At 58.5% G+C, this 26,203-nt stretch carries 25 protein-coding genes; 17 read left to right on the forward strand and 8 right to left on the reverse strand.

Features of this window, described 5'->3' with window-relative positions:
• Positions 1 to 94: 94 nt before the first annotated feature.
• Positions 95 to 1,318 carry a urate hydroxylase PuuD gene (locus tag I9187_RS03165; RefSeq protein ID WP_209509527.1) on the reverse strand — a complete coding sequence of 408 codons (1,224 nt, stop codon included), beginning with the start codon at positions 1,316 to 1,318 and terminating at the stop codon, positions 95 to 97.
• Between the two features lie 96 nt (positions 1,319 to 1,414).
• Here I9187_RS03165 and I9187_RS03170 point away from each other — a divergent pair, with 96 nt between their 5' ends.
• A complete protein-coding gene (locus tag I9187_RS03170) occupies positions 1,415 to 2,335 on the forward strand; it encodes a LysR family transcriptional regulator (protein ID WP_171238107.1) in 921 nt (306 codons plus the stop codon).
• A 15-nt stretch (positions 2,336 to 2,350) separates the two neighbouring features.
• Here the strand turns inward: I9187_RS03170 and uraH are convergent, their stop codons facing one another.
• The gene (gene uraH, locus I9187_RS03175) at positions 2,351 to 2,707 is read right to left on the reverse strand and encodes a hydroxyisourate hydrolase (protein ID WP_171238108.1); all 357 of its coding nucleotides are present in this window, start codon (positions 2,705 to 2,707) and stop codon (positions 2,351 to 2,353) included.
• A 164-nt stretch (positions 2,708 to 2,871) separates the two neighbouring features.
• On the opposite strand from uraH, the gene puuE reads away from it, so the two are divergent.
• From puuE to I9187_RS03190, 3 genes are read left to right on the forward strand one after another with little or no spacing between them, the layout of a single operon-like run.
• Complete coding sequence (gene puuE / locus I9187_RS03180; RefSeq protein ID WP_171721836.1) at positions 2,872 to 4,290, forward strand: allantoinase PuuE; 1,419 nt, start codon at positions 2,872 to 2,874, stop codon at positions 4,288 to 4,290.
• Positions 4,287 to 4,793: an ureidoglycolate lyase gene (locus tag I9187_RS03185; RefSeq protein ID WP_171178035.1), complete on the forward strand. Its 507-nt coding sequence runs from the start codon at positions 4,287 to 4,289 to the stop codon at positions 4,791 to 4,793. Before puuE ends, I9187_RS03185 begins: the two co-directional genes overlap by 4 nt.
• Positions 4,794 to 4,835: 42 nt before the next feature.
• On the forward strand, positions 4,836 to 6,266 hold the full coding sequence (locus I9187_RS03190; RefSeq protein ID WP_171178033.1) for a nucleobase:cation symporter-2 family protein: 1,431 nt from the start codon (positions 4,836 to 4,838) through the stop codon (positions 6,264 to 6,266).
• A gap of 46 nt (positions 6,267 to 6,312) precedes the next feature.
• On the opposite strand, the gene I9187_RS03195 is transcribed toward I9187_RS03190, so the two are convergent.
• The 3 genes from I9187_RS03195 to I9187_RS03205 form a co-directional block, all read right to left on the reverse strand.
• Complete coding sequence (locus I9187_RS03195) at positions 6,313 to 7,299, reverse strand: glyceraldehyde 3-phosphate dehydrogenase NAD-binding domain-containing protein (RefSeq protein WP_171178031.1); 987 nt, start codon at positions 7,297 to 7,299, stop codon at positions 6,313 to 6,315.
• Between the two features lie 54 nt (positions 7,300 to 7,353).
• A complete protein-coding gene (locus tag I9187_RS03200; protein ID WP_171178029.1) occupies positions 7,354 to 7,677 on the reverse strand; it encodes a hypothetical protein in 324 nt (107 codons plus the stop codon).
• Positions 7,678 to 7,794: 117 nt separating this feature from the next.
• The gene (locus I9187_RS03205; RefSeq protein ID WP_171178027.1) at positions 7,795 to 8,622 is read right to left on the reverse strand and encodes a bifunctional allantoicase/(S)-ureidoglycine aminohydrolase; all 828 of its coding nucleotides are present in this window, start codon (positions 8,620 to 8,622) and stop codon (positions 7,795 to 7,797) included.
• A gap of 174 nt (positions 8,623 to 8,796) precedes the next feature.
• On the opposite strand from I9187_RS03205, the gene I9187_RS03210 reads away from it, so the two are divergent.
• Entirely contained in the window at positions 8,797 to 9,153 is a 357-nt protein-coding gene (locus I9187_RS03210) for a hypothetical protein (protein WP_171178025.1), read from the forward strand.
• A gap of 15 nt (positions 9,154 to 9,168) precedes the next feature.
• Here I9187_RS03210 and I9187_RS03215 read toward each other — a convergent pair whose 3' ends face one another.
• Positions 9,169 to 10,104, reverse strand: a complete 936-nt coding sequence (locus I9187_RS03215) for a glyoxylate/hydroxypyruvate reductase A (RefSeq protein WP_171178023.1) — start codon at positions 10,102 to 10,104, stop codon at positions 9,169 to 9,171.
• A gap of 125 nt (positions 10,105 to 10,229) precedes the next feature.
• Between I9187_RS03215 and I9187_RS03220 the strand changes: the two genes are divergently transcribed.
• From I9187_RS03220 to I9187_RS03235, 4 genes are read left to right on the forward strand one after another with little or no spacing between them, the layout of a single operon-like run.
• Positions 10,230 to 11,465, forward strand: coding sequence for an acyl-CoA dehydrogenase family protein (locus tag I9187_RS03220; RefSeq protein ID WP_171619593.1), 1,236 nt, complete (start codon positions 10,230 to 10,232; stop codon positions 11,463 to 11,465).
• A gap of 8 nt (positions 11,466 to 11,473) precedes the next feature.
• Positions 11,474 to 12,280, forward strand: a complete 807-nt coding sequence (locus tag I9187_RS03225; protein ID WP_171178021.1) for a thioesterase family protein — start codon at positions 11,474 to 11,476, stop codon at positions 12,278 to 12,280.
• A 24-nt stretch (positions 12,281 to 12,304) separates the two neighbouring features.
• On the forward strand, positions 12,305 to 13,000 hold the full coding sequence (locus tag I9187_RS03230) for a DUF1007 family protein (RefSeq protein WP_348540066.1): 696 nt from the start codon (positions 12,305 to 12,307) through the stop codon (positions 12,998 to 13,000).
• Positions 12,985 to 13,947, forward strand: coding sequence for a hypothetical protein (locus I9187_RS03235; RefSeq protein WP_209509528.1), 963 nt, complete (start codon positions 12,985 to 12,987; stop codon positions 13,945 to 13,947). Before I9187_RS03230 ends, I9187_RS03235 begins: the two co-directional genes overlap by 16 nt.
• Here I9187_RS03235 and truA read toward each other — a convergent pair.
• Positions 13,944 to 14,711 carry a tRNA pseudouridine(38-40) synthase TruA gene (gene truA / locus I9187_RS03240; protein WP_171178017.1) on the reverse strand — a complete coding sequence of 256 codons (768 nt, stop codon included), beginning with the start codon at positions 14,709 to 14,711 and terminating at the stop codon, positions 13,944 to 13,946. The genes I9187_RS03235 and truA overlap by 4 nt on opposite strands.
• Before the next feature lie 107 nt (positions 14,712 to 14,818).
• On the opposite strand from truA, the gene I9187_RS03245 reads away from it, so the two are divergent.
• The 8 genes from I9187_RS03245 to I9187_RS03280 all read left to right on the forward strand — a co-directional run bounded on the left by I9187_RS03245 (position 14,819) and on the right by I9187_RS03280 (position 25,454).
• Positions 14,819 to 16,234, forward strand: coding sequence for a YcjX family protein (locus tag I9187_RS03245; RefSeq protein ID WP_209509529.1), 1,416 nt, complete (start codon positions 14,819 to 14,821; stop codon positions 16,232 to 16,234).
• Positions 16,231 to 16,686, forward strand: coding sequence for a GNAT family N-acetyltransferase (locus I9187_RS03250; RefSeq protein WP_171178013.1), 456 nt, complete (start codon positions 16,231 to 16,233; stop codon positions 16,684 to 16,686). The genes I9187_RS03245 and I9187_RS03250 overlap by 4 nt, the downstream gene beginning before the upstream one ends.
• Positions 16,679 to 17,668, forward strand: coding sequence for a TIGR01620 family protein (locus I9187_RS03255; RefSeq protein ID WP_171178011.1), 990 nt, complete (start codon positions 16,679 to 16,681; stop codon positions 17,666 to 17,668). Before I9187_RS03250 ends, I9187_RS03255 begins: the two co-directional genes overlap by 8 nt.
• Before the next feature lie 60 nt (positions 17,669 to 17,728).
• The gene (locus tag I9187_RS03260; RefSeq protein WP_171178008.1) at positions 17,729 to 18,439 is read left to right on the forward strand and encodes a VIT1/CCC1 transporter family protein; all 711 of its coding nucleotides are present in this window, start codon (positions 17,729 to 17,731) and stop codon (positions 18,437 to 18,439) included.
• 155 nt (positions 18,440 to 18,594) lie between these two features.
• Positions 18,595 to 21,300, forward strand: a complete 2,706-nt coding sequence (locus I9187_RS03265; RefSeq protein WP_171178006.1) for a DUF2339 domain-containing protein — start codon at positions 18,595 to 18,597, stop codon at positions 21,298 to 21,300.
• Positions 21,301 to 21,463: 163 nt separating this feature from the next.
• Positions 21,464 to 24,376, forward strand: coding sequence for an isoleucine--tRNA ligase (ileS, locus tag I9187_RS03270; protein WP_209509530.1), 2,913 nt, complete (start codon positions 21,464 to 21,466; stop codon positions 24,374 to 24,376).
• A 78-nt stretch (positions 24,377 to 24,454) separates the two neighbouring features.
• Positions 24,455 to 24,910 carry a methylated-DNA--[protein]-cysteine S-methyltransferase gene (locus I9187_RS03275; RefSeq protein ID WP_171178002.1) on the forward strand — a complete coding sequence of 152 codons (456 nt, stop codon included), beginning with the start codon at positions 24,455 to 24,457 and terminating at the stop codon, positions 24,908 to 24,910.
• Positions 24,911 to 24,986: 76 nt separating this feature from the next.
• The gene (locus tag I9187_RS03280; protein ID WP_171178000.1) at positions 24,987 to 25,454 is read left to right on the forward strand and encodes a hypothetical protein; all 468 of its coding nucleotides are present in this window, start codon (positions 24,987 to 24,989) and stop codon (positions 25,452 to 25,454) included.
• A gap of 22 nt (positions 25,455 to 25,476) precedes the next feature.
• Here I9187_RS03280 and I9187_RS03285 read toward each other — a convergent pair whose 3' ends face one another.
• Complete coding sequence (locus I9187_RS03285) at positions 25,477 to 26,172, reverse strand: CDP-alcohol phosphatidyltransferase family protein (RefSeq protein ID WP_171177998.1); 696 nt, start codon at positions 26,170 to 26,172, stop codon at positions 25,477 to 25,479.
• Positions 26,173 to 26,203 lie beyond the last annotated feature (31 nt).

Consider the following 26,203-nt stretch of genomic DNA (forward strand, 5'->3'; position numbering starts at 1 on the left):
CACGGACCTTTGCATTCAGGTTAGAGCATCTGAGCGCGATCTGGGAAAGAGATTATCAGCCAGATGCGAAATTTTGGGGCAAATTGCGTTTCTGCTACAGTCCTGCGTTGCGCACCCACCGGATGATGGCCTGGCGGTCTTCTGGTTCCATGTAGGTTACGTTTGCCGGGGGCATCGCGTGGGTTACGCCCGCCTGCAAATAGATTTGCTTTGCATTTCTGGCGATGTCGGCCTCGGTTTCCAAAAGCACACCCTTCGGGGCCCAAAGAATGCCCTCCCACACCGGCTCGCGCGCGTGACACATCGAGCAGCGCCCAAGAACAATGTCATGGGCGTCTTCGAACCCGTCCGCATCAGCAAATTTCTGTTCATATGGTGTTAGTGGCTGTGCCTCTGCCTCTTCCAGCGGCTGGTACATCGGGGCTGTCGACAGCCACATGATGGCAATGAACAGCAGCGCCGTGGCCAACCAGGTCCAGGTGGGATTGCCGGCGCGTGCATGGCGGGTGTTGAAATAGTGCCGGATGGTGACGCCCATCAGGAACACAAGCGCGGCGATGATCCAGTTGTATTCCGTCGCGAACGCCAGCGGGTAGTGGTTCGACAGCATCAGGAACAGGACGGGCAAAGTCAGGTAGTTGTTGTGCGTCGAGCGCAGCTTGGCGATCTTGCCGTATTTCGGATCCGGTGTGCGCCCGTTTTTCAGATCATCCACCACAATGCGTTGATTGGGCATGATGATGAAGAACACGTTTGCCGTCATGATCGTGGCGGTGAACGCGCCCAGATGCAGCATCATCGCACGCCCGGTGAAGATCTGGTTGTAGCCCCAACCCATCGCGACCAGCAGCGCGAACAGCAAAACCATCAGCAAAGTAGGGCGTTCCCCAAGCCCGGACTTGCACAGAAAATCATAGACCAGCCATCCAACGGTCAGCGAGGCTGCCGAGATCAGAATGCCTTGCCAAAGGGCCAGATCGGCCTTTTCCGCATCGATCAGATACAGCTCTCCTCCGACCCAGTAGACGATCATCAGCAGCGCTGCACCGCTGAGCCAGGTTGAATAGCTTTCCCATTTGAACCAGGTCAGGTGATCGGGCATCCGTTCAGGGGCAACCAGGTACTTTTGGATATGGTAGAAGCCGCCGCCATGCACCTGCCATTCCTCGCCATCCGCCGGACCCGGAATATTGCGGTTCAGCCCCAGGTCCAACGCGATGAAATAAAATGAGGATCCGATCCAGGCCATGGCGGTGATCACGTGCAACCAGCGCACGGCAAACGCCATCCAGTCCCAGAACACGGCAAAGTCGTACATTTCAGAGGTCTCCGATTGGTTGCCACCACACTAGGCAAACAGGCTTTTCTTCGGTATTCCCGTATATTGTCAAACTGTATCAAAAAAAACGAAAAGATGTCCTATCTCGATAACATCCGCACCTTTGTCAGGGTCTACGATCTGGGCAGCATGTCCGCCGCGGGGCGAGACCTGCGAATTTCTCCGGCTGTGACTTCAGCGCGGATTTCTCAGCTTGAGGATCACTTAGGCGTACGCCTTTTTCAGCGTACGACCCGCAATCTGTCTCCGACCGAGCAAGGCAAAGCGTTTTATCCCGGAGCTGTCGCGGTTCTGGACGCGGTGGATGATGCCGAGGCTAAGGTGACCCATCTGACCGAAGCCCCACGTGGATCATTGTTTGCGGCGGCGCCGCTGGGGGTGGGTCGCCGTCTGCTGGCACCGCATGTTCCTGATTTTCTGGCTGCGTACCCAGAAGTAGACGTGCGCTTGCGCCTGACGGACCGGTCTGTCGACCTGACAACCGAAGGGCTGGATCTGGCGTTCTTTATCGGCCAACCCGAAGACAGCACCCTACGCATCCGTAAGATCGCAGATTGTCAGCGCGTGCTTTGTGCCGCCCCCGACTATGTATCGCGACGCGGAATGCCATCAACCGGTGCTGATCTGGTCGCCGACAAACACGAATGCCTGAACCTGCGCTTTCCGGGAGCGGCCGAGTTTCAATGGATGCTTGAAACCCCCGAGGGACCGAAACGTTTTGCGGTGTCGGGTCGGTTTGAATGCGATGATGGAGACGTGCTGACAGATTGGGCTTTGTCAGGGCAAGGGATTGCAATGAAACCCGTTTTTGAAGTCGCCGAACACCTCAGATCGGGACGCCTGGTCCCGGTTGCAACGGAAACGCCGCCGGTTTCTGTGCAAATGGCCTGTCTTTACACGCACCGGCGACATCAAGATCCGAAGGCTCGCTTGTTCATGGACTTCATGATCGAACGGATCGGAAAAATCGTTCGAAGCGCCGAGCTCCCAGCTTAAGACCTCAGCTCTCGATCAGCTCCCGCGATAGGTCGAATAGCCGTAGGGCGAAAGCAGAAGCGGGACATGGTAATGCGCCTCTGCATCGGACATGCCGAACCGGATGGGTACCTGATCCAGAAACAAGGGATCGTCTCCGTCCTGACCTGTTGCACGCAGGTAATCGCCTGCAAAGAAAATCAGTTCGTAAGTGCCTGTTTTAAATGCGTCCTGCGGCAATATTGGGCTGTCGGTACGGCCATCCGCGTTGGTTTCCATCTCAACCAGTTTGCGATGAGAGTTGCCGGACACGCGGTAAAGCGCGATTTTCAGCCCCACGGCAGGGCAGCCACGTGCGGTATCCAAAACATGGGTTGTCAAATAGCCTGCCACCGGTCTCTCCTATCATGTGCCTTTTGATTTTTGACAGTCTGGCGCAAAGTTCGAAACAGTTGAAATGCCGAAAGAACCGGAAACAGCGTTCGGATTGATTTGATAATCAAAGGCTGTGTTCTGGGGTAAGTCTGTTGGAAACAGAAATAGAAATGGACCATACCATGCAGCCGCCGCGTTACCCCCGGGACATGATCGGATACGGAGCACACCCTCCGCAGGCGAAGTGGCCGGGCGGGGCCAAGTTGGCCGTTCAGATTGTGCTGAACTATGAAGAGGGTGGCGAAAACTGCGTGCTGCACGGCGATGACGCGTCCGAGGCGTTTTTGTCCGAGATCGTGGGAGCCGCGCAGTGGCCGGGTCAGCGGCACTGGAATATGGAGTCGATCTATGAATACGGCGCCCGCGCCGGGTTCTGGCGTTTGCATCGGCTGATGAAGGATCTTCCGATCACGGTGTATGGCGTGGCGACTTCTCTGGCGCGGTCGCCCGATCAGGTGGCGGCGATGAAATCCGCTGGTTGGGAAATTGCCAGCCACGGTCTCAAGTGGGTCGAACACAAAGATATGACCCCGGACGAAGAACGCGCACAAATAGCCGAGGCCATACGTTTGCACACAGAAGTTGTCGGTGAACGTCCGCGCGGGTGGTACACGGGGCGCTGTTCTGAAAACACGGTGCGTCTGGTCGCGGAAGAGGGCGGGTTTGCCTATGTCGCCGACACCTATGCGGACGATCTTCCTTATTGGTTGCAGACAGGTGGGCGGGATCAGTTGATCGTGCCATACACACTGGATTGCAACGACATGCGTTTTGCCACCCCGCAGGGGTTCAATTCGGGTGATCAGTTCTTCGCGTACCTGAAAGACAGTTTTGATGCACTGTACGCTGAGGGTGAGGCGGGCGTTCCCAAGATGCTCTCGATCGGTTTGCATTGCCGCCTGATTGGCCGACCGGGGCGTGTGATGGCGCTGAAACGGTTCTTGGACTATGCACGGGGATTTGCCGATGTCTGGTTCGCAACGCGATTGCAAATCGCGCAACATTGGGCAACCTCCCATCCGCCGGTGCATCGCGTGCGTCCGTCACAGATGGACCGCACCGCGTTTGTCGAGGCATTTGGCGGTATTTTTGAGCATTCGGCCTGGATTGCTGACCGCGCCTTTGATCTGGAGCTGGGCCCGGCACATGACACCGCAGGCGGGTTGCACAACGCGCTGACGCGCATGTTCCGTTCGGCTTCAGAAGACGAGCGTTTGGGCGTTCTGACCGCGCATCCGGATCTGGCGGGCAAGCTGGCGCAGGCCAAGCGGCTGACACAGGAAAGCACGTCTGAACAGGCGTCAGCGGGTTTGGACGCACTGACCGATGCCGAGCGTGAGGCGTTTACCGATCTGAACCAGCGCTACACGCAGGCATTCGGGTTCCCTTTCATAATTGCGGTACGGGACCATAACAAAGCGTCGATCCTCGAAGCCTTTCAGCGACGCATTGAACAGGATCGCACAACGGAATTTGCCGAAGCCTGCCGTCAGGTTGAACGGATCGCCGAGTTTCGTCTGAGGGATGTGTTGCCCGCATGACCCGGCAGATCGTGACAGAAATAATCTCGGCAGACGCATTTGCCCCTTTTGGCGATTTGATCGAGGCGTCTGGACCGCCCGACAAGATCATCAACCAAGGGCAATGCGGGCGGTTTCACGACCGCGCGCGGTTGGATTTTTCTGATGGTCGGGCTGGGCTGAGCCTGTTCAACGCCAACCCCCGTTCATTGCCCTACACGCTTGAGATGGTCGAGCGCCATCCGGATGGCAGTCAGGCTTTCATTCCCATGACGCATCAGCCTTTTCTGGTGGTCGTCGCGGCAGACAATGCCGGGGAACCGGGCGTTCCGCGCGCGTTCATAACCAAGCCGGGCCAGATGGTGAATTACCACCGCGGTACATGGCATGGCGTTCTGACACCTCTACATGGCCCGGGTCTATTTGCGGTGGTGGACAGGATCGGCACCGGATCAAATCTGGAAGAACACTGGTTCGACACACCCTATGAGGTGGTGCCGAAACCCAACGAAGCCGCGGGATAAGCGGCAATACCCCCGTGAACTCTGACTGAGAGGACAGTGCCCATGGCCGAAACTTCAATTGGAACACCCGAACAGCTTCGGGATCCGAATTTCACACCCGCGCTGCACAAGGCGATTCCACTGGGTATTCAGCACGTTCTGGCGATGTTCGTCTCAAACGTGACACCTGCAATCATTGTCGCTGGCGCAGCTGGGTTTGGGTTTGGTTCGAACTCGCCTGATTTCCCAGAGCTTTTGTACTTGATCCAGATGTCGATGCTATTTGCCGGCGTGGCAACGTTGTTGCAGACGGTCACTGTGGGTCCGGTTGGGGCAGCGTTGCCGATTGTTCAGGGAACAAGTTTCGCCTTTCTGCCGATCATGATCCCTCTTGTGGCGGGCAAAGGGGTCGACGGGTTGGCAGCTTTGTTCGGGGGCGTGATCATCGGCGGTGTGTTCCATGCCTGTCTGGGGGCTGTCATCGGGAAGATACGCTTCGCTCTGCCGCCGCTGGTGACCGGTCTTGTGGTCACAATGATCGGTCTGGCGTTGGTCAAGGTTGGCATCCAGTACGCTGCTGGAGGGGTTCCGGCGATCGGCACACCAGAATACGGGTCAATGCTGAACTGGTCAGCGGCGATGGTCGTTGTTGTTGTAACGCTTGCGTTGAAATTCTTCGCCAGGGGTATGCTTTCAGTTTCAGCAGTCCTGATTGGTCTGGCGGTTGGATACCTTTACGCATTGATGGTCGGAATGGTGACCTTTGAAGCGATTGGTGCAAGCTGGGGTCGCGCTTCGGCGTTTGCTCTGCCTGTTCCGTTTAAATACGGGTTTGAATTCTCATTTGCAGCTGTGATCGGTTTCTGCCTCATGGCTTTTGTGTCTGCCATCGAAACTGTTGGCGATGTTTCGGGCGTGACCAAAGGTGGTGCAGGTCGAGAAGCGACAGATGAAGAAATCTCGGGTGCTACTTACGCCGATGGTTTCGGTTCAGCGCTGGCCGGTGTATTCGGCGGATTGCCCAACACGTCGTTCAGCCAAAATGTCGGTCTGATCGCGATGACCGGCGTGATGAGCCGCCATGTCGTGACCATTGGTGCCTTGTTCCTGATCCTGTGCGGGTTGGTTCCCAAGGTCGGTGCAATCATCCGGACCATTCCAATTGAGGTGTTGGGCGGGGGCGTCATCGTCATGTTCGGGATGGTTGTGGCTGCGGGTATTTCGATGCTGTCTGACGTCGACTGGAACCGTCGCAATATGGTGATTTTTGCAATCTCGCTTTCCATCGGATTCGGGTTGCAGCTTGAACCCGATGCAGTTCAGCACTTGCCGGACACGCTGGGTATCCTGATGAAAAGTGGGTTGTTGCCTGCGGCGGTTATTGCCATCGTACTCAATCTCGTTCTGCCGGAAGAGCTTACGGACGAGGCCACAGAAGAAGTATCTGGTGGGATGTCCGGGCACGGTTCCGGTAGTTTGTCGGGGCACAAATAACCAAGCCGACGCCGGATCGCACACGCAATTGCGGGGCGCGGTCCGGCTATTGGGCAGCCATAAGGCGGGCCACGTCCAGCATGCGCGTCGAGAAACCCCATTCATTGTCGTACCAGCCAAAGACCCTCACCTGGTTTTCACCGACCATTCGGGTTTCAGTGCCGGCGATGACTAGAGATTCCGAGCGTGCGCGAAGGTCGGACGAGACCAGCGGCATGTCTGTCCAGCCAAGGACCGGGGATGCAGCAACGGCCTCTTTCAGCGCCTCTTCAAAGGCATCCGCGCTCAGGCCCCGTTCCAGTGTCACTATTAGGTCCACGGCAGACACACTTGCTGTAGGAACGCGGACAGCCGCCCCAGAGATGCGCCCGGCCAGATGCGGCAGAACGACGTCTATCAAGTGCATGGCGCTCGATGTGGTGGGCACCATCGATAGGGCACCTGCACGTGAGCGGGCGAGGTCGCCGCGCGGGGCGTCTACCATGGGCTGACTATTGGTGTAGCAGTGGATTGTCGTCATGTGCCCTGCCGCAACACCGCCGATATCGTCGATGACCTTGACCAGCGGCACCAACCCATTGGTAGTGCAGGACGCGTTTGAAACGATCCGGGCGCTTCCCAATTGCTCCTCGTTGGCTCCGAGAACAATGGTGACATCGGCAGCGGGCGAAGGACCCGAGATCAGGACTTTGCCAGCCCCTGCGGTCAGACCACGGCGCGCAACGTCAGAGCTGCGGGCAATGCCTGTACAATCCAGCATCACATCCACGCCCGATAGATCAACGCGAGTCAGATCGGCACTGTGCGTCATTGGGATCGTCCGCCTATCCACAATCAGCGCGGCATCCCCTTGGGACACATCGCCCGGGTAGGGGCCGAACGTGCTGTCGTATTTGAACAGGTAGGCGCAGGTTTCCAGCGGTGCGATGTCATTGATCAGCACCAGCTCGATATCTGACCCCTCCGGCAGGGCCAGAACCTGCCGCAGGATCGTACGGCCGATACGGCCGAATCCGTTAATCGCGAGTTTCATGCGCAAGCTATGGCAGGGTGGTCGGACGACCTCAATGCCCTAACTGACGTTCTGTCAGTTGCAGCTGACCTGGGAAAAGAACTGGCCCGAGATGTTCTGATACATGCTGGCCACGATCGGTTTGCACCCGGTTGCCTGCTGAATGGCGGCGATGGCCTGAAGCGTGCGCAAACGTGGCGGGGGGCCAAACGGGTTGAGGTTGTTGTTGTCACGCGTGGCGCGGTACACAACCGGCGCGTCAGAGACCTGTGTCACCGCCCAGGTGCGGCTCATGACGAACACGGACTTGGTCTCTTCCTTGGCGGAAAGGGGCGAGGTGAAAAGGGTCGCAGATGCGGCGAATGCGGCGATGGCCAGCAGGGCAGGGCGCAGTTTCATGGAACAATCTCCAATGCTTAAAATCAGAATTTGCTTGGATTTCAGCAAATTCCGGCGCGCGTGTGAAGCCCCGAAGCCACAAATTCACGGCACACCTTTGCGAGCCACCTGTTTACCTTAGGGCAAAGACAACGGCATGTGCCGATTGACGTCCTTATACAGCAGATACCGGAATCGCCCCGGACCACCTGCATAACAGGCTTGCGGGCAGAAGGCGCGCAACCACATGTAATCGCCCGCTTCAACCTCGACCCAGTCCTGATTGAGGCGATAGACGGCTTTGCCTTCCAGCACATAGAGCCCGTGCTCCATCACATGGGTCTCGGCAAACGGGATGACCCCGCCGGGTTCGAAATTGACGATGTTCACATGCATGTCATGGCGCAGGTCCTGAGGGTCGGCAAACCGCGTGGTCGACCAGCGGCCCTGTGTTCCCGGCATTTCGACCGGTGTCACGTCTCGCTCGTTGGTTATGATCGGATCGGGCAAAGGCAGCCCGGGCACCGACTGATAGGCTTTGCGGACCCAATGGAACCGGGCGACTGCGTCACCCGTGTTGTGCAATGCCCAGTCGCTTCCCGGTGGAATATAGGCATACCCCCCTGTTTCCAATACATGTTTTTCGGCATTCAGGGTTAAGGTGACAGCCCCCTCGACCACAAAGAGAACGGCCTGGGCCTGTGCTTCGGTTTCAGGCTGGTCGCTGCCACCGCCGGGTTGTACCTCCATGATGTATTGCGAGAACGTTTCGGCGAAACCACTGAGCGGACGCGACAGAACCCACAGGCGCGTGCCTTCCCAGAAAGGCAGGGAGCTGGTGACGATGTCGCGCATCGTGCCTTTGGGAATGACCGCATAAGCGTCCGTGAACATGGCGCGGTCGGTCAACAGTTGGTCCTGACCGGGATGGCCCCCGGTTGGGGCAAAATAGGTTGGGTTGGTCATCATGAGCCTCTGGGTCGTTTGTACGGCACTATGGGCGCAAAGACCGTGCGCAGATAGGTCCACCGGCGCGATAGGTTTGTTCGGGATAATTTGAAGGTCGACGTCAGGGGCTTGGCCCTGCAGCGGCAGCGGTATATCCTTGGACACAAATGATTTCAGTTCTGTGAGGCCGCTATGAAAGCCCAGTTTTTGCCCGCAATCGTCGCTTGTGGTGTTCTTTTGATGACCAGTTTGGCAGACGCCAAGCCCCTATCGCGAATCATTGCAGAGATGGGCTTGTCGCCTGCGGATTTCGAAGTGGTCAACGTAACCGCGAACACATTGCTGACCAGTGGTACGCCATCCGTGGGTCAGGAACGGGCCTGGAAAAATGACGACACCGGATCAAAAGGCACGATCCGGGTGCAAAATGTGCAGGGGAACTGCGTCAGCCTTCAACACATAATTCAGCCGGAAGGTGGGGATCAGAGCCGCGAGATCAGAACCCGCCGGTGCAATGACGGCAATGGCAACTGGATTCTCACGCCCTGATCTGCGGTACGGGCCTCAATAGCCCTGAGCTCGATCCACCTCATGCAGCAAGGGCGCGCCAGAGTTGAGCCGTTGAAAGTTCTCGGCGACGTCTGAAAGCGCGTCGCCCAGATGCCACCCCGAGACATGCGGTGTGATCGTCACGCCGGGATGGGCCCATAACGGGCTGCCCTGCGGCAGAGGTTCCACTGATGTAACGTCCAGCACGGCATGAGCCGGTGTGCCTTTGTCCAGCGCTTCGATCAGGGCGGCTTCGTCAATCAGATCCCCGCGCCCGGCGTTCAGCAACTGGCTACTGGGTTTCATCGACTCCAGCGTTTTTGCGTCGAACAAACCAACGGTTTGTGGTGTCGAAGGCAAAATAGCACACACATGATCGCATTGACCCAAAAGCTCGGGCAGGGTGTCTTGTCCATGCAGACAGGTCACACCTTCTATGGATTTTGGTGTGCGGCTCCAACCCATGACCTGAAATCCGATGGCCCGCAGCATCAAGGCGGTGCGGGCACCGATATGGCCCAGACCCAGAACACCTACGACTGTGTCGGGTGTAAAGATCGGCTCTCGCGGCGACCATTCCGACCGGGCTTGGGCGGCCTCATGGAACGCCATATGCCGTTGGCGGCGCAGGATGTAAGCCACAAACCACTCGGCGATACCCTGTGCCGGTGCATCTGGCTTTAGACGCGCGATGCGGACATGGGCTGGAAGGTCGGGATGGCTTACAATGGTTTCCACGCCCGCCCCCAACTTCTGAACAAGCCTCAGGTTCGGCAAGCGTGTGGGATGGTCGCTTTGCATATTGACCAAGGCCAACATCGTGATGTCTTCGGGGTTTCCAAGCGTTTCAGGGGTGCGGATATCCGCATCGGGTGCAGCAGCCTGCAATTTGGCGGCAATTTCACTGTCGCCTATCCAATCGGACAACCCGGTTTCGATCAACAACGCCATGCGCAGCTCCTGCTTTGATTTTGAAGTGGTGACGTCCCGTCACTGCGGTGGACAGGCTTGGGGCAGTTAAGCCATCCTTGCCGCGAAAGTATAGCCCTGTCTCGATGTCCCAGGAGGATGCGCCCGTGAACATGTCATTTACCCTGCGCGAGGAAAATCGCGTTCTTCTGCAACGTGTTGCCGATATGATTCGGGATGAGGTCATGCCGTTGGAAGAAGAGTATCACGCCGAAATCAACAAGGGCGACCGCTGGCAGTACACACAGCGCCAAGCCGAAATTCTTGAAGGGCTAAAGGCCAAGGCCAAGGCGGCGGGGCTGTGGAATTTCTGGCTGACCGACAGTGACAAGGGATTTGGGCTGACCACCGTCGAATACGCCTATTTCGCCGAGGAGATGGGCAAGACCCCCCTGGGGGCCGAAGTGTTCAACTGCTCGGCCCCGGATACTGGAAATATGGAAGTTTTCGAACGCTACGGGTCTGAGAAGATGAAGGAGCAATGGCTGAAGCCTTTGCTCGAAGGTGAGATCCGGTCTGCCTATTTAATGACCGAGCCTGACGTGGCCTCGTCTGACGCGACCAATGTGTCGATGTCTTGTGTGCGGGACGGGGATGACTATGTCCTCAATGGTGAAAAATGGTGGTCCTCAGGCGCAGGCGATCCACGGTGTAAGGTCTATATCGTGATGGTCAAAACCGGCGGCGACGAACAGCCCAAGTACAAGCGGCAGTCGATGATCGTGGTGCCTGCAGACGCTCCAGGGATCGAGGTTTTGCGCCCCATGCAGGTTTACGGACACGATGATGCACCACACGGCCACATGCATATCCGTTTCACCAACGTACGCGTTCCGGCTGAAAACATTCTGCTGGGCGAAGGGCGCGGGTTCGAGATTGCGCAAGGTCGCCTTGGGCCGGGCCGCATCCACCACTGTATGCGCGCCATCGGACAGGCCGAAAGCGCGCTGGAGCAGATGTGCAAACGGTCGCTGCAACGCGAGGCGTTTGGCAAGAAACTGGCGCAGCTTGGGGCCAATTACGACATCATTGCCGAATGCCGGATGGAGATCGAGATGGCCCGGCTGCTGTGCCTGAAAGCCGCTTGGTACATGGATCAGGGCGACGCGCGGGCAGCTGCGCCGTGGATCAGCCAGATCAAGGTCATCGCACCTCGGGTTGCTCTAAAGGTGATTGACGAAGCGGTACAGATGTTCGGTGCGCAGGGCATCAGCCAAGACACACCGCTTGCGATGGCCTGGACCCATGTGCGGACCCTGCGATTGGCCGATGGGCCAGATGCGGTGCATCGCCGTCAGGTGGCGCGGGCCGAGCTAAAGAAATACACGCAGGAAAAGATCTGAGGGGGCCTATGGCAGCAGCGCTCGATTTCGCCGACAAGACCTATTTTCATCAACGAGAAGACGGGGCGTTTGTCGGCAACGATCCCGCACGTGGTCCATGGTCTGCCGATCACTGCCATGCAGGGCCAGTGAGTGGTTTGATCGTGCGTGCGGCGGAAACCGAAGTCGGTCCGGAAAAGATGCTGACCCGTCTGACTGTCGACCTGCTGCGCCCTCTGCCGTTGGCCGGTTTGCGGGTTGCAGCGGAAACCACGCGCCACACAAAGACACTGGCCACCACGCGGGTTACGGTACACGACCTGAACGACACGCTCTGTGCTACGGCCTCGACCATGCACCTGGTGCGTCGTGATCTTGGACCGGTTGCCAATGTGAAAACCACCGCGCCCCGGATCGAGGATACAGTCGACGGCCCGTTTCCAATTGGTGAGATTCGTCACGACCTGCCCGGTTTTGCCCATTACAGCGACATTCGGTATCCGACAGGCGGCAAGCAGGGGGCCGGGCCCAAAACGGTGTGGATGCGGACCCCGCTTCTTTTACAGGGTGAAGTGCAATCGCCCATTCAGGCCCTTTGTCCGCTGGCCGATTGCGGCAACGGCATTTCGTGGAACGCGCCGACGTCGGAAATGGGTTTCATGAACACGGACCTGACCGTAAATATTCACCGCGAGCCAATTTCCGATTGGTTGGCCACAAACTCGGTCTCGCATTGGCAGCCGTCGGGCATCGGGATGTCACAATCGGTGCTTTATGACACGCAAGGTCCCGTTGGCACGGCGTTGCAGACGCTGGTGCTGTTTCCGCCGGGATGACACTCGGCCGGTTTTTGCAGTTTGATGGCAAAAGCCGTTGCCGCGGTGGACAGCCGGACCTATCTTGCGTTCATGCGATGGTTGTTCACAGTTATATCCTGCTGCTTGCCGATCCCGGCCATGGCCCACCCACATGTCTTTATCGACACCGGGCTTGAATTCATCGTGGATGAAAGTGGTCAACTGACCCATATCCGCGTGACATGGGCCTATGATGAGCTGTTTTCCCTGCTGCAACTGGAAGATATGCGGCTGGATCAGGATGGCGACGGTGTGTTGACCGAAAGCGAAGAAAAGTTTCTGGCCGGGTTCGATGCGCAATGGATCGAGGGATATAATGGCGATCTGGTTGTGACTGCGGGCGGAATGCCGGTCACCCTGTCCGGCCCGCTTTCACCAAGTGCCACAACCGAGGATGGCCGCATCGTTACCACCCATCTGCGTGCGGTCGAAGGGGAGGCAGTTCCCGCCAGCGCTTTGTCGGCGAAGGCGTTCGACGAAACTTATTACACGGCCTACGAAGTGACACGCCCGGTTGTCGTGTCAGGCCCCGTTGCCTGCAAGATAGAGCGTTTCGACCCGGATATCGATGGCCAGTTGGCTCAGATGCAGGCATTTCTGCTGACGCTGGATGCAGATTACGATCTTGAGGAAAACGATATTCCCCTGGTCGGAGAAAACTTTGCCACCGAGATTCGCGTTTCATGTCCCGCTACCTGATTGTTCCGGTCGCGCTTGCGTGTGGGTTGCTTCTTTGGTTTTGGGGAAGCGGCGGGTTTGACTCCCTTGCGGCTTGGGCCGCGGGTGAGCAACGCGAATTTCAGAACCAGATCGCCCGCTCGCTGCGTGCCGCACGCGCCGAACAGCCCCAGGCCGTCGCCACGCTGCTGACTGTATGTTTCGCCTATGGCTTTTTTCATGCCATCGGCCCCGGTCACGGTAAGGTTCTGATCGGCGGGTACGGGCTGGGTCGACGCGTGGCTTTCTGGCGGCTGTCAGCGATAAGCGTGCTTTCCAGTCTAGGGCAAGCCGTGACAGCCATAGTTCTGGTCTATGCCGGGGTATTGGTTTTTCAGATGTCCCGCCAAAGCCTTGTGGGCGCGACCGAGCAGGTCATGGCCCCAATCAGTTATGGCGCGATTGCTTTGATCGGGCTGTGGCTGGTGTTCCGTGCTTTGCGCAGTTTCGCGCGGCGGCAAAAAAGCCAGGCAACGCATGATCATGACCATGCTCACGACCACCAACATAGTCATGACCATCACCACGACCACGATCATGCACATCACCATGATGACGGTGTCTGCTCGGATTGTGGCCATCGGCATGGACCAACGGCGGAAGAGGTCGCAAATGTGGGCACTCTGCGCGAGGCTATGATCCTGATCGCCGGTATTGCCGCGCGGCCCTGTACGGGTGCTTTGTTCGTGCTGATCCTGACCTGGCAGATGGGCATTGCAATGGTAGGTGTCGCCGGGGCTTTTGCTATGGCGCTGGGCACGGCCACAGTAACCACGCTGGTCGGTTGGACTTCCTTCGGTTTGCGTGGAGGGCTGCTGGCCTCTGCCTCGGCCACACGCTTTGCTTCGGTTCTGGCCCCGACCATCGAACTGGTCGCTGGTCTTGTCATTGCAGTGATTGCCGGCGGTTTGCTTATGCGCGCGATTTAGTCGAACACGGACTCCGGGTAGCCAACACGCGCCAGATACAGCCCCTGCGGTGGGCAGACCGGTCCGCACGCTGCGCGGTTTTCAGCTTTCAATGCGTCGCGCACGTCCTCGGGTGTCCAAGCACCGGCGCCGACACGTTCCAAGGTGCCCACGAAACTGCGTACCTGGTTGTGCAGGAAAGATCGGGCGCGCACGTGGAAATGGATCTCGGGGCCGGAAAAGCCCGGAACCTGCTCGACCCGCAATTCATCCAGGGTTTTTACAGGGCTCGCAGCCTGACAGATCGAGGATCGGAACGTGGTGAAATCATGCCGTCCCAGCAGCATGTTTGCCCCGTCCTGCATCGCATCGACATCCAACTGATGATTGATCTGCCAGACCTGCCCCCGGTCATGCGTTGCCGGGGCGCGGCGCATCAGGATGCGGAACAGGTATTGCCGTTCAACCGCTGAAAAGCGCGCATGCCAATCCTCATCGACCCGAGCGGCCTTCACAATCGCCACAGGCTGCGGTTTGAGGTGATAGTTCAATGCCTCGGACAGGCGAAACGGGTCCCAATCCTTGGCCATATCGCAATGGGCAACCTGACCAAGCGCGTGAACCCCGGCATCGGTGCGACCTGCGGCAGCGATTGTGTGCGCGCCCGGCTGAATACGCGACAGAGCCTCTTCAATGGCCCCCTGAACGGACGGCTGATCCTTTTGCCGCTGCCATCCGGCAAACGGTTCCCCTTGGTATTCAACTTTCAACGCGTATCTGGGCATGCGTCGCTGGTACAGCGCAGCGCGGGAACGGGCAAGGGGGCGAAAGCGCTGGTATGTGCCGCACCCTCTACCTATCTTGGGTAAAACGAAAATTGCGGGGCGACAGTTTGGTCATCTCATCACTGGCAGACAGTCTTGTGCGTGGCGTCGAAACCATCGGCGACAGCGTGTCCGAGACGTTTTTCGAGCCGGTCATCCGTCTGGGTGTCACCGGGCTGGCGCGATCGGGTAAGACGGTTTTCATCACCTCGCTGGTGGCCAACCTGCTGGATCGGGGCCGCATGACCGGCCTGACCGCGCAGCAAGAAGGGCGGATCAACGCCGCTTATCTGCAACCACAGCCGGACGATACGGTGCCCCGGTTCGACTATGAAACCCACCTGTCTGCTCTGACGGGCCCCACGCCACATTGGCCCGACAGCACCCGCGCTGTGTCCGAATTGCGTTTGTCGTTCAAAGCGCGCCCCGCAGGGTTGCTTGCCGGGTTGCAGGGGCCACGAACAGTGCATCTGGACATCGTGGATTATCCCGGTGAATGGCTGCTGGATCTGGCCCTTTTGGACAAATCCTACGAAGATTGGTCGCAGGAAACACTGACGCGCATCGAGACACGTGCCGAGGCCGCCGAGTACCTCGCGCAGGTAAAGGCCACAGACCCGTCCGGCGCGCATGACGAGCTGACCGCGCAGGCTCTGGCGACGGCGTTCACGGCTTATCTCAATCAGGCGCGTGAAGCTGGTTTTTATGACTGCACCCCGGGGCGTTTCTTGTTGCCGGGTGATCTGGCGGGCTCACCGGTGCTGACCTTTGCGCCTTTGGTTCTGTCCGGACCATCACGCCGTAAAACTCTTCAGAGTGAGATGGAGCGGCGATTTGAGGCTTATAAGTATCAAGTGGTGAAACCCTTTTTTCGCGACCACTTTTCGCGCATCGACCGGCAGGTGGTTTTGGTCGACGCGCTGGGCGCGATCCACAAAGGCCCGCAGGCGGTTGAGGATATGCGCCGCGCGATGGCCGATATCCTGTCGGCTTTTCGTCCGGGCAGGAATGCGTGGCTTAGTCAGTTGCTGTTGGGCAAGCGGGTCGAACGCATCCTGTTTGCGGCGACTAAAGCCGACCACTTGCACCACACGCAGCATCCCCGAATGACGGCGATCATCGAAGCGTTGACACGCGAGGCACGAGACCGCGCGAATTTCGCGGGGGCGCAGACGGCAGCTCTGTCTTTGGCTTCGCTGCGCGCTACGACCGAAGAAATGCGCAGGCACAACGGGGTGGAGTTGCCATGCGTGAGGGGCACCTTGTTGGACAGCGGGAAACAGGCTGCGTTCTATCCCGGCGAATTGCCTGAAGACCCAGCGCATCTTTTGGGTCCGGCGCGAAATGGGGCGGACAGTTGGTTGGATGAGGATTATGGGTTCATGGCATTTGCCCCTGCGCATCTGACCCTGAAACCCGGCGATGGGCCGCCGCATATCCGTCTGGATCGCGCAGCCCAGTTCCTGATCGGAGACAGGTTGTGACCGTTATCTTGCGTCCTGCACGTACCACAGATGCCGGTGCCATCGGGACAATCCTGCACGGTTTCACTTTGGAAAATGACTGGATGCCAAATCTGCACAGTTGCGCTGAAACCATCGCCTTTTGTGGTAAAATGATCGATCAGGATTGGGTAACTGTTGCGGAAAGTGACGTGGGCGTGGTCGGATTTCTGGCGCTGAACGAAACGGAGATCAACTCACTCTACCTGCACATGCAGGCGCGCGGGCAAGGGATCGGGCGGCAACTGCTGGATCACGCGAAATCCCGTCAAACCCGGCTTAGCTTGTATGCGTTTCAGGCCAACACAGGCGCGTGTAAATTTTATCAGCGCAACGGCTTTGCCGAAGCAGCGCGCAGCAATGGCGCGGATAATGACGAAAATCTGCCGGACATTAAATTTGTCTGGCGCAGCAAAGGTATGACCCATGGCTAAGGGCCCGGTTCTGATCGATCTTGAAGCGGATGAGCCTGCTGCTGATGTTGCGCAGGCCCCTCCGGTGCCAGACGTCGCGCAACCTCAGGGGCAGGCGATGCAGAGCGCTGCAAGGCTTGCCGCCCGAAAACCATCCGCCTTGGCGCGTTGGTTTTGGGGGCTGGCTTTGGCTGTTGTTGGCGCGGCAATCTCTGTTGCAGCTTGGGATTTTGCGACTTCACTGGTGGCGCGGACGCCAGTTCTGGGGTGGGTCGTAGTTGGCTTGCTGGCGGCATTGGTGCTGGTTGGATTGATCATTGCGATCCGCGAATTGGCAGCTTTGGGGCGATTGTCGCGGGTCGACGGAATGCGCCGCGCGGCGGATACGGCTTTGGCGGATGCCGATCTGGCACAGGCCCGTGTTGTTACCAATCGTCTGATCACCTTTTATAAAGGCCGGGAAGAGACCCGCTGGGGCCGCGACCGACTGGCAGAGCGTATGGGGGATCAATTTGATGCCTCGGCTTTGCTGAGCCTTGCCGAAGATGAACTGCTGGCTCCGCTGGACGAAGCTGCCAGCCGCGAGGTTGAGGCCGCAGCCCGGCAAGTTGCAACTGTGACCGCCTTAGTCCCATTGGCTTTGGCAGATGTTGTGACCGCACTGGCCGCGTCACTTCGGATGATCCGTCGGGTCGCGGAAATCTATGGCGGTCGGGCCGGTACTCTTGGCAGTTGGCGCCTGACCCGTGCCGTTTTTGTACATCTGGTCGCCACAGGGGCTGTGGCCGTCGGCGACGATCTTCTGGAGCCTGTTCTGGGCGGGTCCGTTCTCAGCAAACTGTCCCGCCGGTTTGGAGAGGGCCTGGTGAACGGGGCGCTGAGCGCGCGTGTGGGCGTCGCCGCGATGGAGGTTTGCCGCCCGCTGCCATTCTCTGAACGGCACAAACCGTCAACGCGCGGTATCATCAAACGCGCTCTGCAAGGCCTGTTTTCCAAGGGTTGATCCAAAGCAAAGCGTCAGTGCCCGCCCTTCGCCACACTAGGAGTGTCGGAGGAGCCAGCCATGACGGATCACGGTCACAGCCCACAGGAAATCGCCGAGCGGATCAATGCACCACCAGGTCGAGGTGTGTTGCGCGATGTTGTTTATGGCGGCATCGACGGATCCGTCACCACCTTTGCGATCGTCGCAGGCGTCGCGGGGGCAGGGCTTTCCCCGTTTGTTATCGTCGCGCTGGGTTTGGCGAATGTGCTGGCTGACGGGTTTTCCATGGCTGCGGGCAATTATTCGGGCACCAAGGCTGAACTTGACAACATTCGACGCATCCGCGCGGTCGAGGAACGCCACATAGCTTTGTACCCGGATGGCGAGCGGGAGGAAGTGCGCGAAATCCTTGCCCAAAAGGGGCTGTCGGGCGACGTTTTGAACGAAGCTACGGCAGAGATTACATCGAGTCATGAAAATTGGATCAACCTGATGATCGAGGGTGAATATGGATTGGGCAGTGTTGACCCGCACCCGATGAAGGCAGCTTTGGCCACGTTTTTTGCGTTTCTTGTGGCCGGGATGATCCCCTTGCTGCCTTTCCTTGCCTCGATTCCGAACGCATTTGTGATGTCTGCCTGGATGACCATGGGGGTCTTTTTCGCAATCGGCGCGCTCAAAAGCCGATGGTCGCTGGCCCCTTGGTGGCGATCGGGAATGGAGACGCTGTTGATCGGCGGGCTGGCCGCATTGATCGCTTATCTGGTCGGGTCTCTGTTCCATCCATAGTTGTCGCAGCAGGGGTGTTGCTGCCGCCGGGCGCTCTCCGGCAGCGTAGACTTGTCTGAAACGGGTGTATGGGTCAGCCAAGCCGCGGCTTTCCTGACTGTTATTGCTCGCCTTCTCAAGATAGCCTAGCCACAAGACAAAGATCGGAGACCGCGTTGGAATCGCTACTTGTTCTTGTTGGGCTGATTGTTCTGGCAATCCCGGTGACTCTGGTTGTGCTGGTGGTCGGGCAGACCCGATTGCGTCGTCGCGTAGCAGATTTGGAGGCGCAGATTTCAACCCTGTCTTCAGCTGATACGGTGGTTTCTGAGGGGCCGTTAGAAAAGGTGCCTGATCCACAGTCGGAAGCTGAACAGGAACCCCGCAGGCCCGCCCCATGGGCCGCGCCCAAAAGGCCAGCAGAAGAAACTTTGGTTGGAACGGCGGATGTGACTTCATCGGCCATCGTATTCACTCATGACCGGTTTACAGCGTTCGGCGATTGGCTGCGCGAGAACTGGTTTTATGCGGTCTCAGCCGTATCGCTGGCTTTGGCCGGGATATTTCTTGTGCAATACGGCGTCGAAAACGGATTGCTGCCTCCTGCTGCCAGGGTTCTGGCTGCACTTGGGTTCGGTTCGATTCTGATCACTGCGGGTGAAGCCTTGCGTCGGAAATTCGGCGATGATGAGGACGCGACCACCGCCTATTTACCATCGGTCTTTTCTGGGGCAGGGCTTGTTACCCTTTTCGGGGCCATTCTGGCGGCGCGTCAGCTGTACGACCTGATCGGTGCCGAGGCGGCGCTGGCGGGGATGGTCGCGGTCGCCGTGATCGGCCTTGTTCTGGGGTGGTTCCATGGCCCGCTGTTGGCCGCGGTTGGCCTGATCGGCGCATTTTTGGCCCCATTTCTGGTTGGCGGAGCGTCCGAGGATCCCTCGTGGCTTTATGCCTATTTCCTGCTGGTTGCCGTTTTGGGGCTTGGCATCGACACAGTCCGGCGCTGGGCTTGGGTGTCCGTTCTGACCGTGTTTGGAGCCTATTCGGCGAACCTTCTGCTGGTAGCAGGCGCGCCAAACACGGAACCGGGTTATCTGGTCGCCACATTGATACTGGCGCTTTTGGTGATCGCCATTCCTGCGCGGCGCGTCTGGCCGGATCATTCAGGGCCCATGATCTCGCAGATGATCCGCTATCCAAAGGCGCGCCCATGGCCGGATTTTCCGACCCGATTGGCCGCCGGGGCCATTGCAGTAAGTTCGGCGATTTTGGCCTGGCATTGGGCCGACACGGAAACTGAGTTCTGGCTTGGTGTTACTTTACTGTCCGCACTTGTGCTGGCCCTGCTTCTTTGGGCTAAGGATGCACCTGCGCTTCAGGACCTGACCGTCCTGCCGGCCGTCGGGCTTGTGTTTAACGTCCTGATGCACGGGCTTGACCAAGGCGCAGCTTTTCTCGGCTTTGCAGCCACCTATGCGGAAACGGCTGAGGCCGACTATCCGATGGTCGTCACGGTGCTGGTCGCCTTGGGGGCTTTGATCTCAATCCTAATGGCGTGGCGGTCTGCGAAAGCAACCCAGTTTCGCGCCATCTGGGCCGGAGGGGCAGCTCTGTTTGCCCCGGTAATGGCTATCGGGCTGGAGGTCGGCTGGCATCCGGTTTCTGTTATCGGGGCCTACCCCTGGGCCTTGCACGCGGTTGCGCTGGCCGTCTTGATGGTGGTGATTGCGGAACGTTTTGCACGGGTCGATGGAGAGGATCGGATGCGTGCTGCGTTGGCCACTTTGTCTGCTCTGTCTTGCCTCGTCTTTGCCTGCGTCATAGTCCTCAGTGCGGCGGCGCTGACGGTGGCGCTTGTTGCAAGCGTGGTTGTGGCGGCGGCTTTGGACCGCAAGTTCACCTTGCCGCCAATGAGCTGGTTTATCTGGGCCGGTGTTTTTGCCGTCACCGTTCGACTGGTGCTTGATCCAGGATTGTATTGGGCAAATTCGGCTCCGGTGCTCGAGATGACATTGGTTTACGGCTCGGCCACGGTGGGGTTTGTGGCGGGTTGGTGGGTGCAGCGCCCCTTGCAGCGCCCAGTGGCGTCATTGCTGCTGGAAAGCGCAGCGTGGGCGACAGGTGGCATTCTGCTGTCCCTGTTGCTGCTGCGCTGGCTTGAAGGGTTTGGCGAAGGCGGCGCCGACAACAGCCATTGGGGTCTGGGACTGCTGGCGGTCATCTGGCTGCTGCTGGCTTTTGCTCAGGTTCAGAGATTTGAGCTGGGCGGTAAGCTGAACTATGCGCGTTACGTGTTGGCGGTTTTTTTTGCCGCGCATGGTCTGTTCTATCTCATGCTTGCCGTGTCCGAGCAAAACCCGCTTTTGAATCCAAATGCTGATCCGGTGCTCGGTCTGCCGGTTTTCAACACGCTTGCCATTGCGTATCTGCTGCCCGCGCTGGTTATCGCCGGGTCCGCTTGGCGGATCAAAGATATGCCCAACCAGATCACGATGACAAGCTATGTCGTGGCAGGGGGGCTTGCGGCCATGTGGTTGGGTTTGACAATCCGCCACGTCTGGCAGGGCTCTGCGGGCATGTTTGAAGGAAACGGCGTCACACAGCCCGAGCTTTACACTTATACTCTGGTTCTGCTGCTGATCGGAGCTGCGCTGTTCTATCAATCTCTGGCCCGCGGATCGGACCTGATGCGGAAGGCGGGCCTCGTTGTGATCGGGTTGGCTGTTGCCAAGGTCTTTCTGATCGACATCGCAGGGCTAGGCGGGTTGATCCGGGTCTTCTCACTGCTTGCGCTTGGCCTTGCGCTGGCTGGTCTGGCATGGCTGAACCGCTGGGCCAAACTGCGCCATTCGCCGCATGAGGCAGAACCTCTGGACCATTAGGCGCGGGCGTCTTATAAGCCCGCTATGCATGACCGCTTGGCCATCATTATTCGAATTATATCCCCGGCGCTCTGACCCTCTGAGACGCCGGGCAAAGGTGTTTGAGAACTCGCACCGACCGCTTCGATCCTAGTACGACCAGATCATCCAAAGGACGCCCCCAATGTGCGCCGACACGATCCAGACACCTGATTACAAAGACACGCTGAACCTGCCCAAAACCGAATTCCCCATGCGCGCTGGCCTGCCCAAGCGCGAACCCGCATGGCTGGAACGGTGGGAGACCATCGGCGTCTATGACCGCCTGCGCGAGAAACAAGGCCGCACGCCCTTTACCCTGCACGATGGCCCCCCCTATGCGAACGGCCACCTGCATATCGGCCACGCGCTGAACAAGACCATCAAGGACATGATCGTACGCAGCCATCAGATGATGGGTTTCGACGCGTGTTACGTGCCCGGCTGGGACTGCCACGGCCTGCCGATCGAATGGAAGATCGAAGAACAATACCGCAAGAAGGGCAAGAACAAGGACGAGGTGAACATCGTCGACTTCCGGCAGGAATGCCGCAAGTTTGCCGAGGGCTGGATCGATATCCAGCGCGAAGAGTTCAAGCGCCTGGGCATCACCGGTAACTGGCCTGATCCCTACATCACCATGGACTATCACGCCGAGGCCGTGATCGCGGATGAGTTCATGAAGTTCCTGATGAACGGTACGCTTTATCAGGGCTCGAAGCCCGTAATGTGGTCGCCGATCGAAAAAACCGCTCTGGCCGAGGCCGAGGTCGAGTATCACGACAAGGAAAGCTTCACCATCTGGGTGAAGTTCAAGGTTGTGAATGCGGGTGATTTGGATGACGCGTTTGTCGTAATCTGGACAACGACCCCATGGACCATGCCGTCGAACAAGGCAGTCGTGTACGGCAAAGACATCTCTTACGGCCTGTACGAAGTCACCGGCGCGCCAGAGGAATGCTGGGCCAAGGTAGGCGACAAGTTCCTGCTGGCCGACAACCTGGCCGCTGACGTTCTGGGTCGCGCGCGTCTGAACGACGACCAGTGGACCCGCGTTCATGACGTGACCGCGGATGAGCTGGAAGGCGTTCAACTGACCCACCCGCTGGCCGGGGCCGAAGGCGGCAATGGCGAATGGGACGACATCCGCGATTTTCGCGCTGCTGAGTTCGTGACCGACACCGAAGGGACCGGCTTTGTTCACTGTGCACCATCGCACGGGATGGAAGAATTCGAGCTGTATCGTGACTTGGGGATGCTCGAGCAGGTAATCACTTATAACGTGATGGACGACGGTAGCTTCCGCGCTGATCTGCCGTTCTTTGGCGGCAAATACATCCTGTCCCGTAAGGGCGGCGAGGGCGACGCGAACAAAGCCGTCATCGACAAGCTGGCCGAAGTTGGCGGGCTGCTGGCGCGTGGCAAGATCAAGCACAGCTATCCTCATTCATGGCGCTCGAAAGCTCCCATCATCTACCGTAACACACCGCAGTGGTTTGCCTCGGTTGACCGTAAGCTGGACGATGGCATGGGCGAGATGGGTGATACCATCCGTGAACGGGCCCTGCGGTCCATCGACGAGCTGGTGAAATGGACGCCGCAAACCGGCCGTAACCGCCTCTATTCGATGATCGAAGCGCGCCCGGACTGGGTTCTGTCCCGTCAGCGCGCCTGGGGCGTGCCGCTGACCTGCTTTACCAAGAAAGGTGCTCTGCCCACCGACGTGGATTATCTGCTGCGCAACGCGGACCTGAACGCGCGCATCAAGGCTGCGTTCGAGAAAGACGGCGCAGATGTCTGGTACACCGACGGCTTCAAAGAAAAGATCCTCGACGGCATCGCCAACCCGGACGACTACGATCAGGTTTTCGACGTGCTGGACGTGTGGTTCGACTCGGGCTCGACCCACGCATTTGTTCTGCGCGATCGTGAGGATGGCACCGAGGACGGTATCGCCGATGTCTACATGGAAGGCACTGACCAGCACCGCGGTTGGTTCCATTCGTCCATGCTGCAGGCTTGCGGCACCAAGGGTCGCGCGCCGTACCGCAACGTGGTGACCCACGGCTTCACGCTGGATGCCAAGGGCAACAAGATGTCCAAATCGCTGGGCAACACGATTGTGCCTGAAGAGGTCGTCAAGCAATACGGTGCCGATATCCTGCGTCTGTGGGTGGCGCAGACCGACTATACCGCCGACCAGCGGATCGGGCCTGAGATCCTGAAAGGCACTGCCGACAGCTATCGTCGCCTGCGCAATACCATGCGGTTCATGCTGGGCTCGTTGTCCGACTTCACCGAAGCGGATCGGGTCGAGCCCGAGGATATGCCGCGTCTGGAACGCTGGGTCCTCAGCCGTCTGGCCGAACTGGATGAACAAGTGCGCAAGGGCTACGCGTCCTTCGACTTTCAGGGTGTGTTCAGCGCCGTCTTTACGTTTGCCACAGTTGATCTGTCGTCTTTCTACTTCGACGTCCGCAAGGATGCGCTGTACTGCGATGGCGACAGCCTGCGCCGTCGTGCGTCGCGCACTGTTCTGGACATTCTGTTCCACCGCCTGACAACCTGGTTGGCTCCGGTTCTGGTGTTCACTATGGAAGAGGTGTGGCTGGAACGCTTCCCGGGCGATGATAGCTCGGTCCATCTGGTGGATTTCCCGGACACACCCGCCGACTGGCGTCACGCCGAGTTGGAAGAGGCCGTGGCCAAAGTGCGCCGCGTTCGCCGCGCGGTGACCGCTGCGCTGGAAGTTCAGCGCCAGGACAAGGTCATCGGATCGAGCCTCGAAGCCGCGCCGATCGTGCATGTCGAAGATCAGGAGACCCGTGACCTGCTGGCAACCTTTGACGTGGATGATCTGTGCATCACTTCCGGATTGGCGGTTTCGGGTGATCCTGCCCCTGCCGAGGCGTTCCGCGTGCCTGAAATCGAAGGCGTTGCGGTGGTCTTTGAAAAAGCCGAGGGCGCGAAATGTCAGCGGTGCTGGAAAATCCTGCCCGACGTGGGCCGCCACACGCATCCGGGTGTATGCAGCCGCTGTAACGACGCGCTTGGTTAACACTTACCCCCAGCCCATCGGCTGGGGGTTTTTCTTTCCCTGCTTGCAACAGCTTTGGTGATCTGAAACGCTGCGCCTATGCCGATGATTGCCGTGGAAACCCAATTTGGATGTCTGGGTGTCGAAGAAACAGACGGAGCCCTCACGCGCCTGGTCTGGGATGGCCGGGATGTGGGAGAACCGACGGATCTGTTGCGTGAAGCCGCCGCGCAATTGAAAGCGTATGACGCCGGGGAATTGGACCGGTTTGACCTTCCTTACCGCATCGCAGGGTCTGACTTCCAACGACAAGTCTGCGATCTGATGTATGCGATTCCTCTCGGCGAAACGCGTACTTACGGAGATATCGCAAAAGAGCTTGGGCAGCCTGCGCAACCTGTAGGGCAGGCTTGCGGTGCAAACCCCATTCCGGTGATCATTCCCTGCCACAGAGTTCTTTCAGCAAATGGTCTGGGTGGCTTTTCCGGCGCGGGCGGGGTCGAGACCAAAGTGGCCCTGTTGCGCCATGAGCGCGCAGCCGGGCTTTTGATCTGATCCGTGAAATTCGGTTGCAATCCGTCAACGGCGGGCACACCATATACGTGTTGTTGAATTTGAAGGACCGCATTGCATGACCACGGATCAAGATCGCGCCGCCCGAAAGAAGGCCATTATTGACAGGTTGATGTCACTTGAAGCGCAAGAGCTTGCAACGGCGCAGGCGCATTACGATGCGTATTTGAAGGACGCTCAACTGGATGATCGGGAAGGTCACGACAAGGATGACCTTGCCGCCTCACGCGAAAACGCTGACTTGGCGGCTGCGTTTGACGCCCCTGTGCACGCACATCACGCCAAGATCGACGTGATTGAAAACACCGACTTCGGTCTGACGGACACAGTTCAGCCCGGCGCAGTGATCAAGTTCAACAATCGCAGATTTGTCGTGTGCGTTTCGACCACCCGGTTCGAGGTGGATGGAAAGACCTATATGGGCATTTCAACACAAAGCCCGATTTACTTGGCCATGGTGGGCCTGCAAGAGGGTGATGTCTTTACCCATAACGGCACCGAGTTCGAGGTGCAGGACGTCATGTAGCTCGACTGTCGGCAGCGCTGCGTCAGGCGTGGCGCTGCGGTATGATTTGTTGCGCGATGCCTGCAAAGGTCAGATACAGGCTGGTGATCACCAGACCCCAATGCGCCCAGCTTTCAGGGTGAAAATCGACCCAGGCCGCCCAACCGGCAAAGAACGTCCACGCCAGAGCCATGGGCAGGGTCAGGCCGCGCCAACGCTCGGTGCGTACGGGATGGACAAACTTGAGCGGCAGGAACATCGCAAGCGACAGCAGTGTCACCAACAGCAGAATAATCCAGAAATTCGGTTCGAGCGCGAAGATCACGATAACGAACATGTTCCAGCATCCGGGAAAACCGGAAAAGGAGTTGTCCTTGGTCTTCATCCGGGTGTCCGCGAAATACATCGCGCTGGCAAAGGTTATGACGATTATCGCAAACCATCCGGTCCAGCCGTCCATCAGCCCGGACTTGAACAGGGCAAAGGCCGGGATGAACACATAGGTCAGGTAGTCAATGATCAGATCCAGCAGCACGCCGTCAAATTCGGGCGCGTTCTTTTTGACGTGGTAATGACGCGCCAGAGGACCGTCGATGCCGTCCACAATGAATGAGACAACCAGCCAAAGATACATAAGGCTCCATTTCTCTTCGACGGCAGCCAGCATGGCGAGCATGGCAAAAACGGCGCCAGTTGCAGTGAAGAGATGGACGGAAAGAGCTTTGAATCTGAGTGTCATGCACGCGTCATGACTGATGCACGCCTGAGAT

The organism is Ruegeria sp. HKCCE4148 (assembly GCF_017872495.1).
GTDB lineage: Bacteria > Pseudomonadota > Alphaproteobacteria > Rhodobacterales > Rhodobacteraceae > Ruegeria.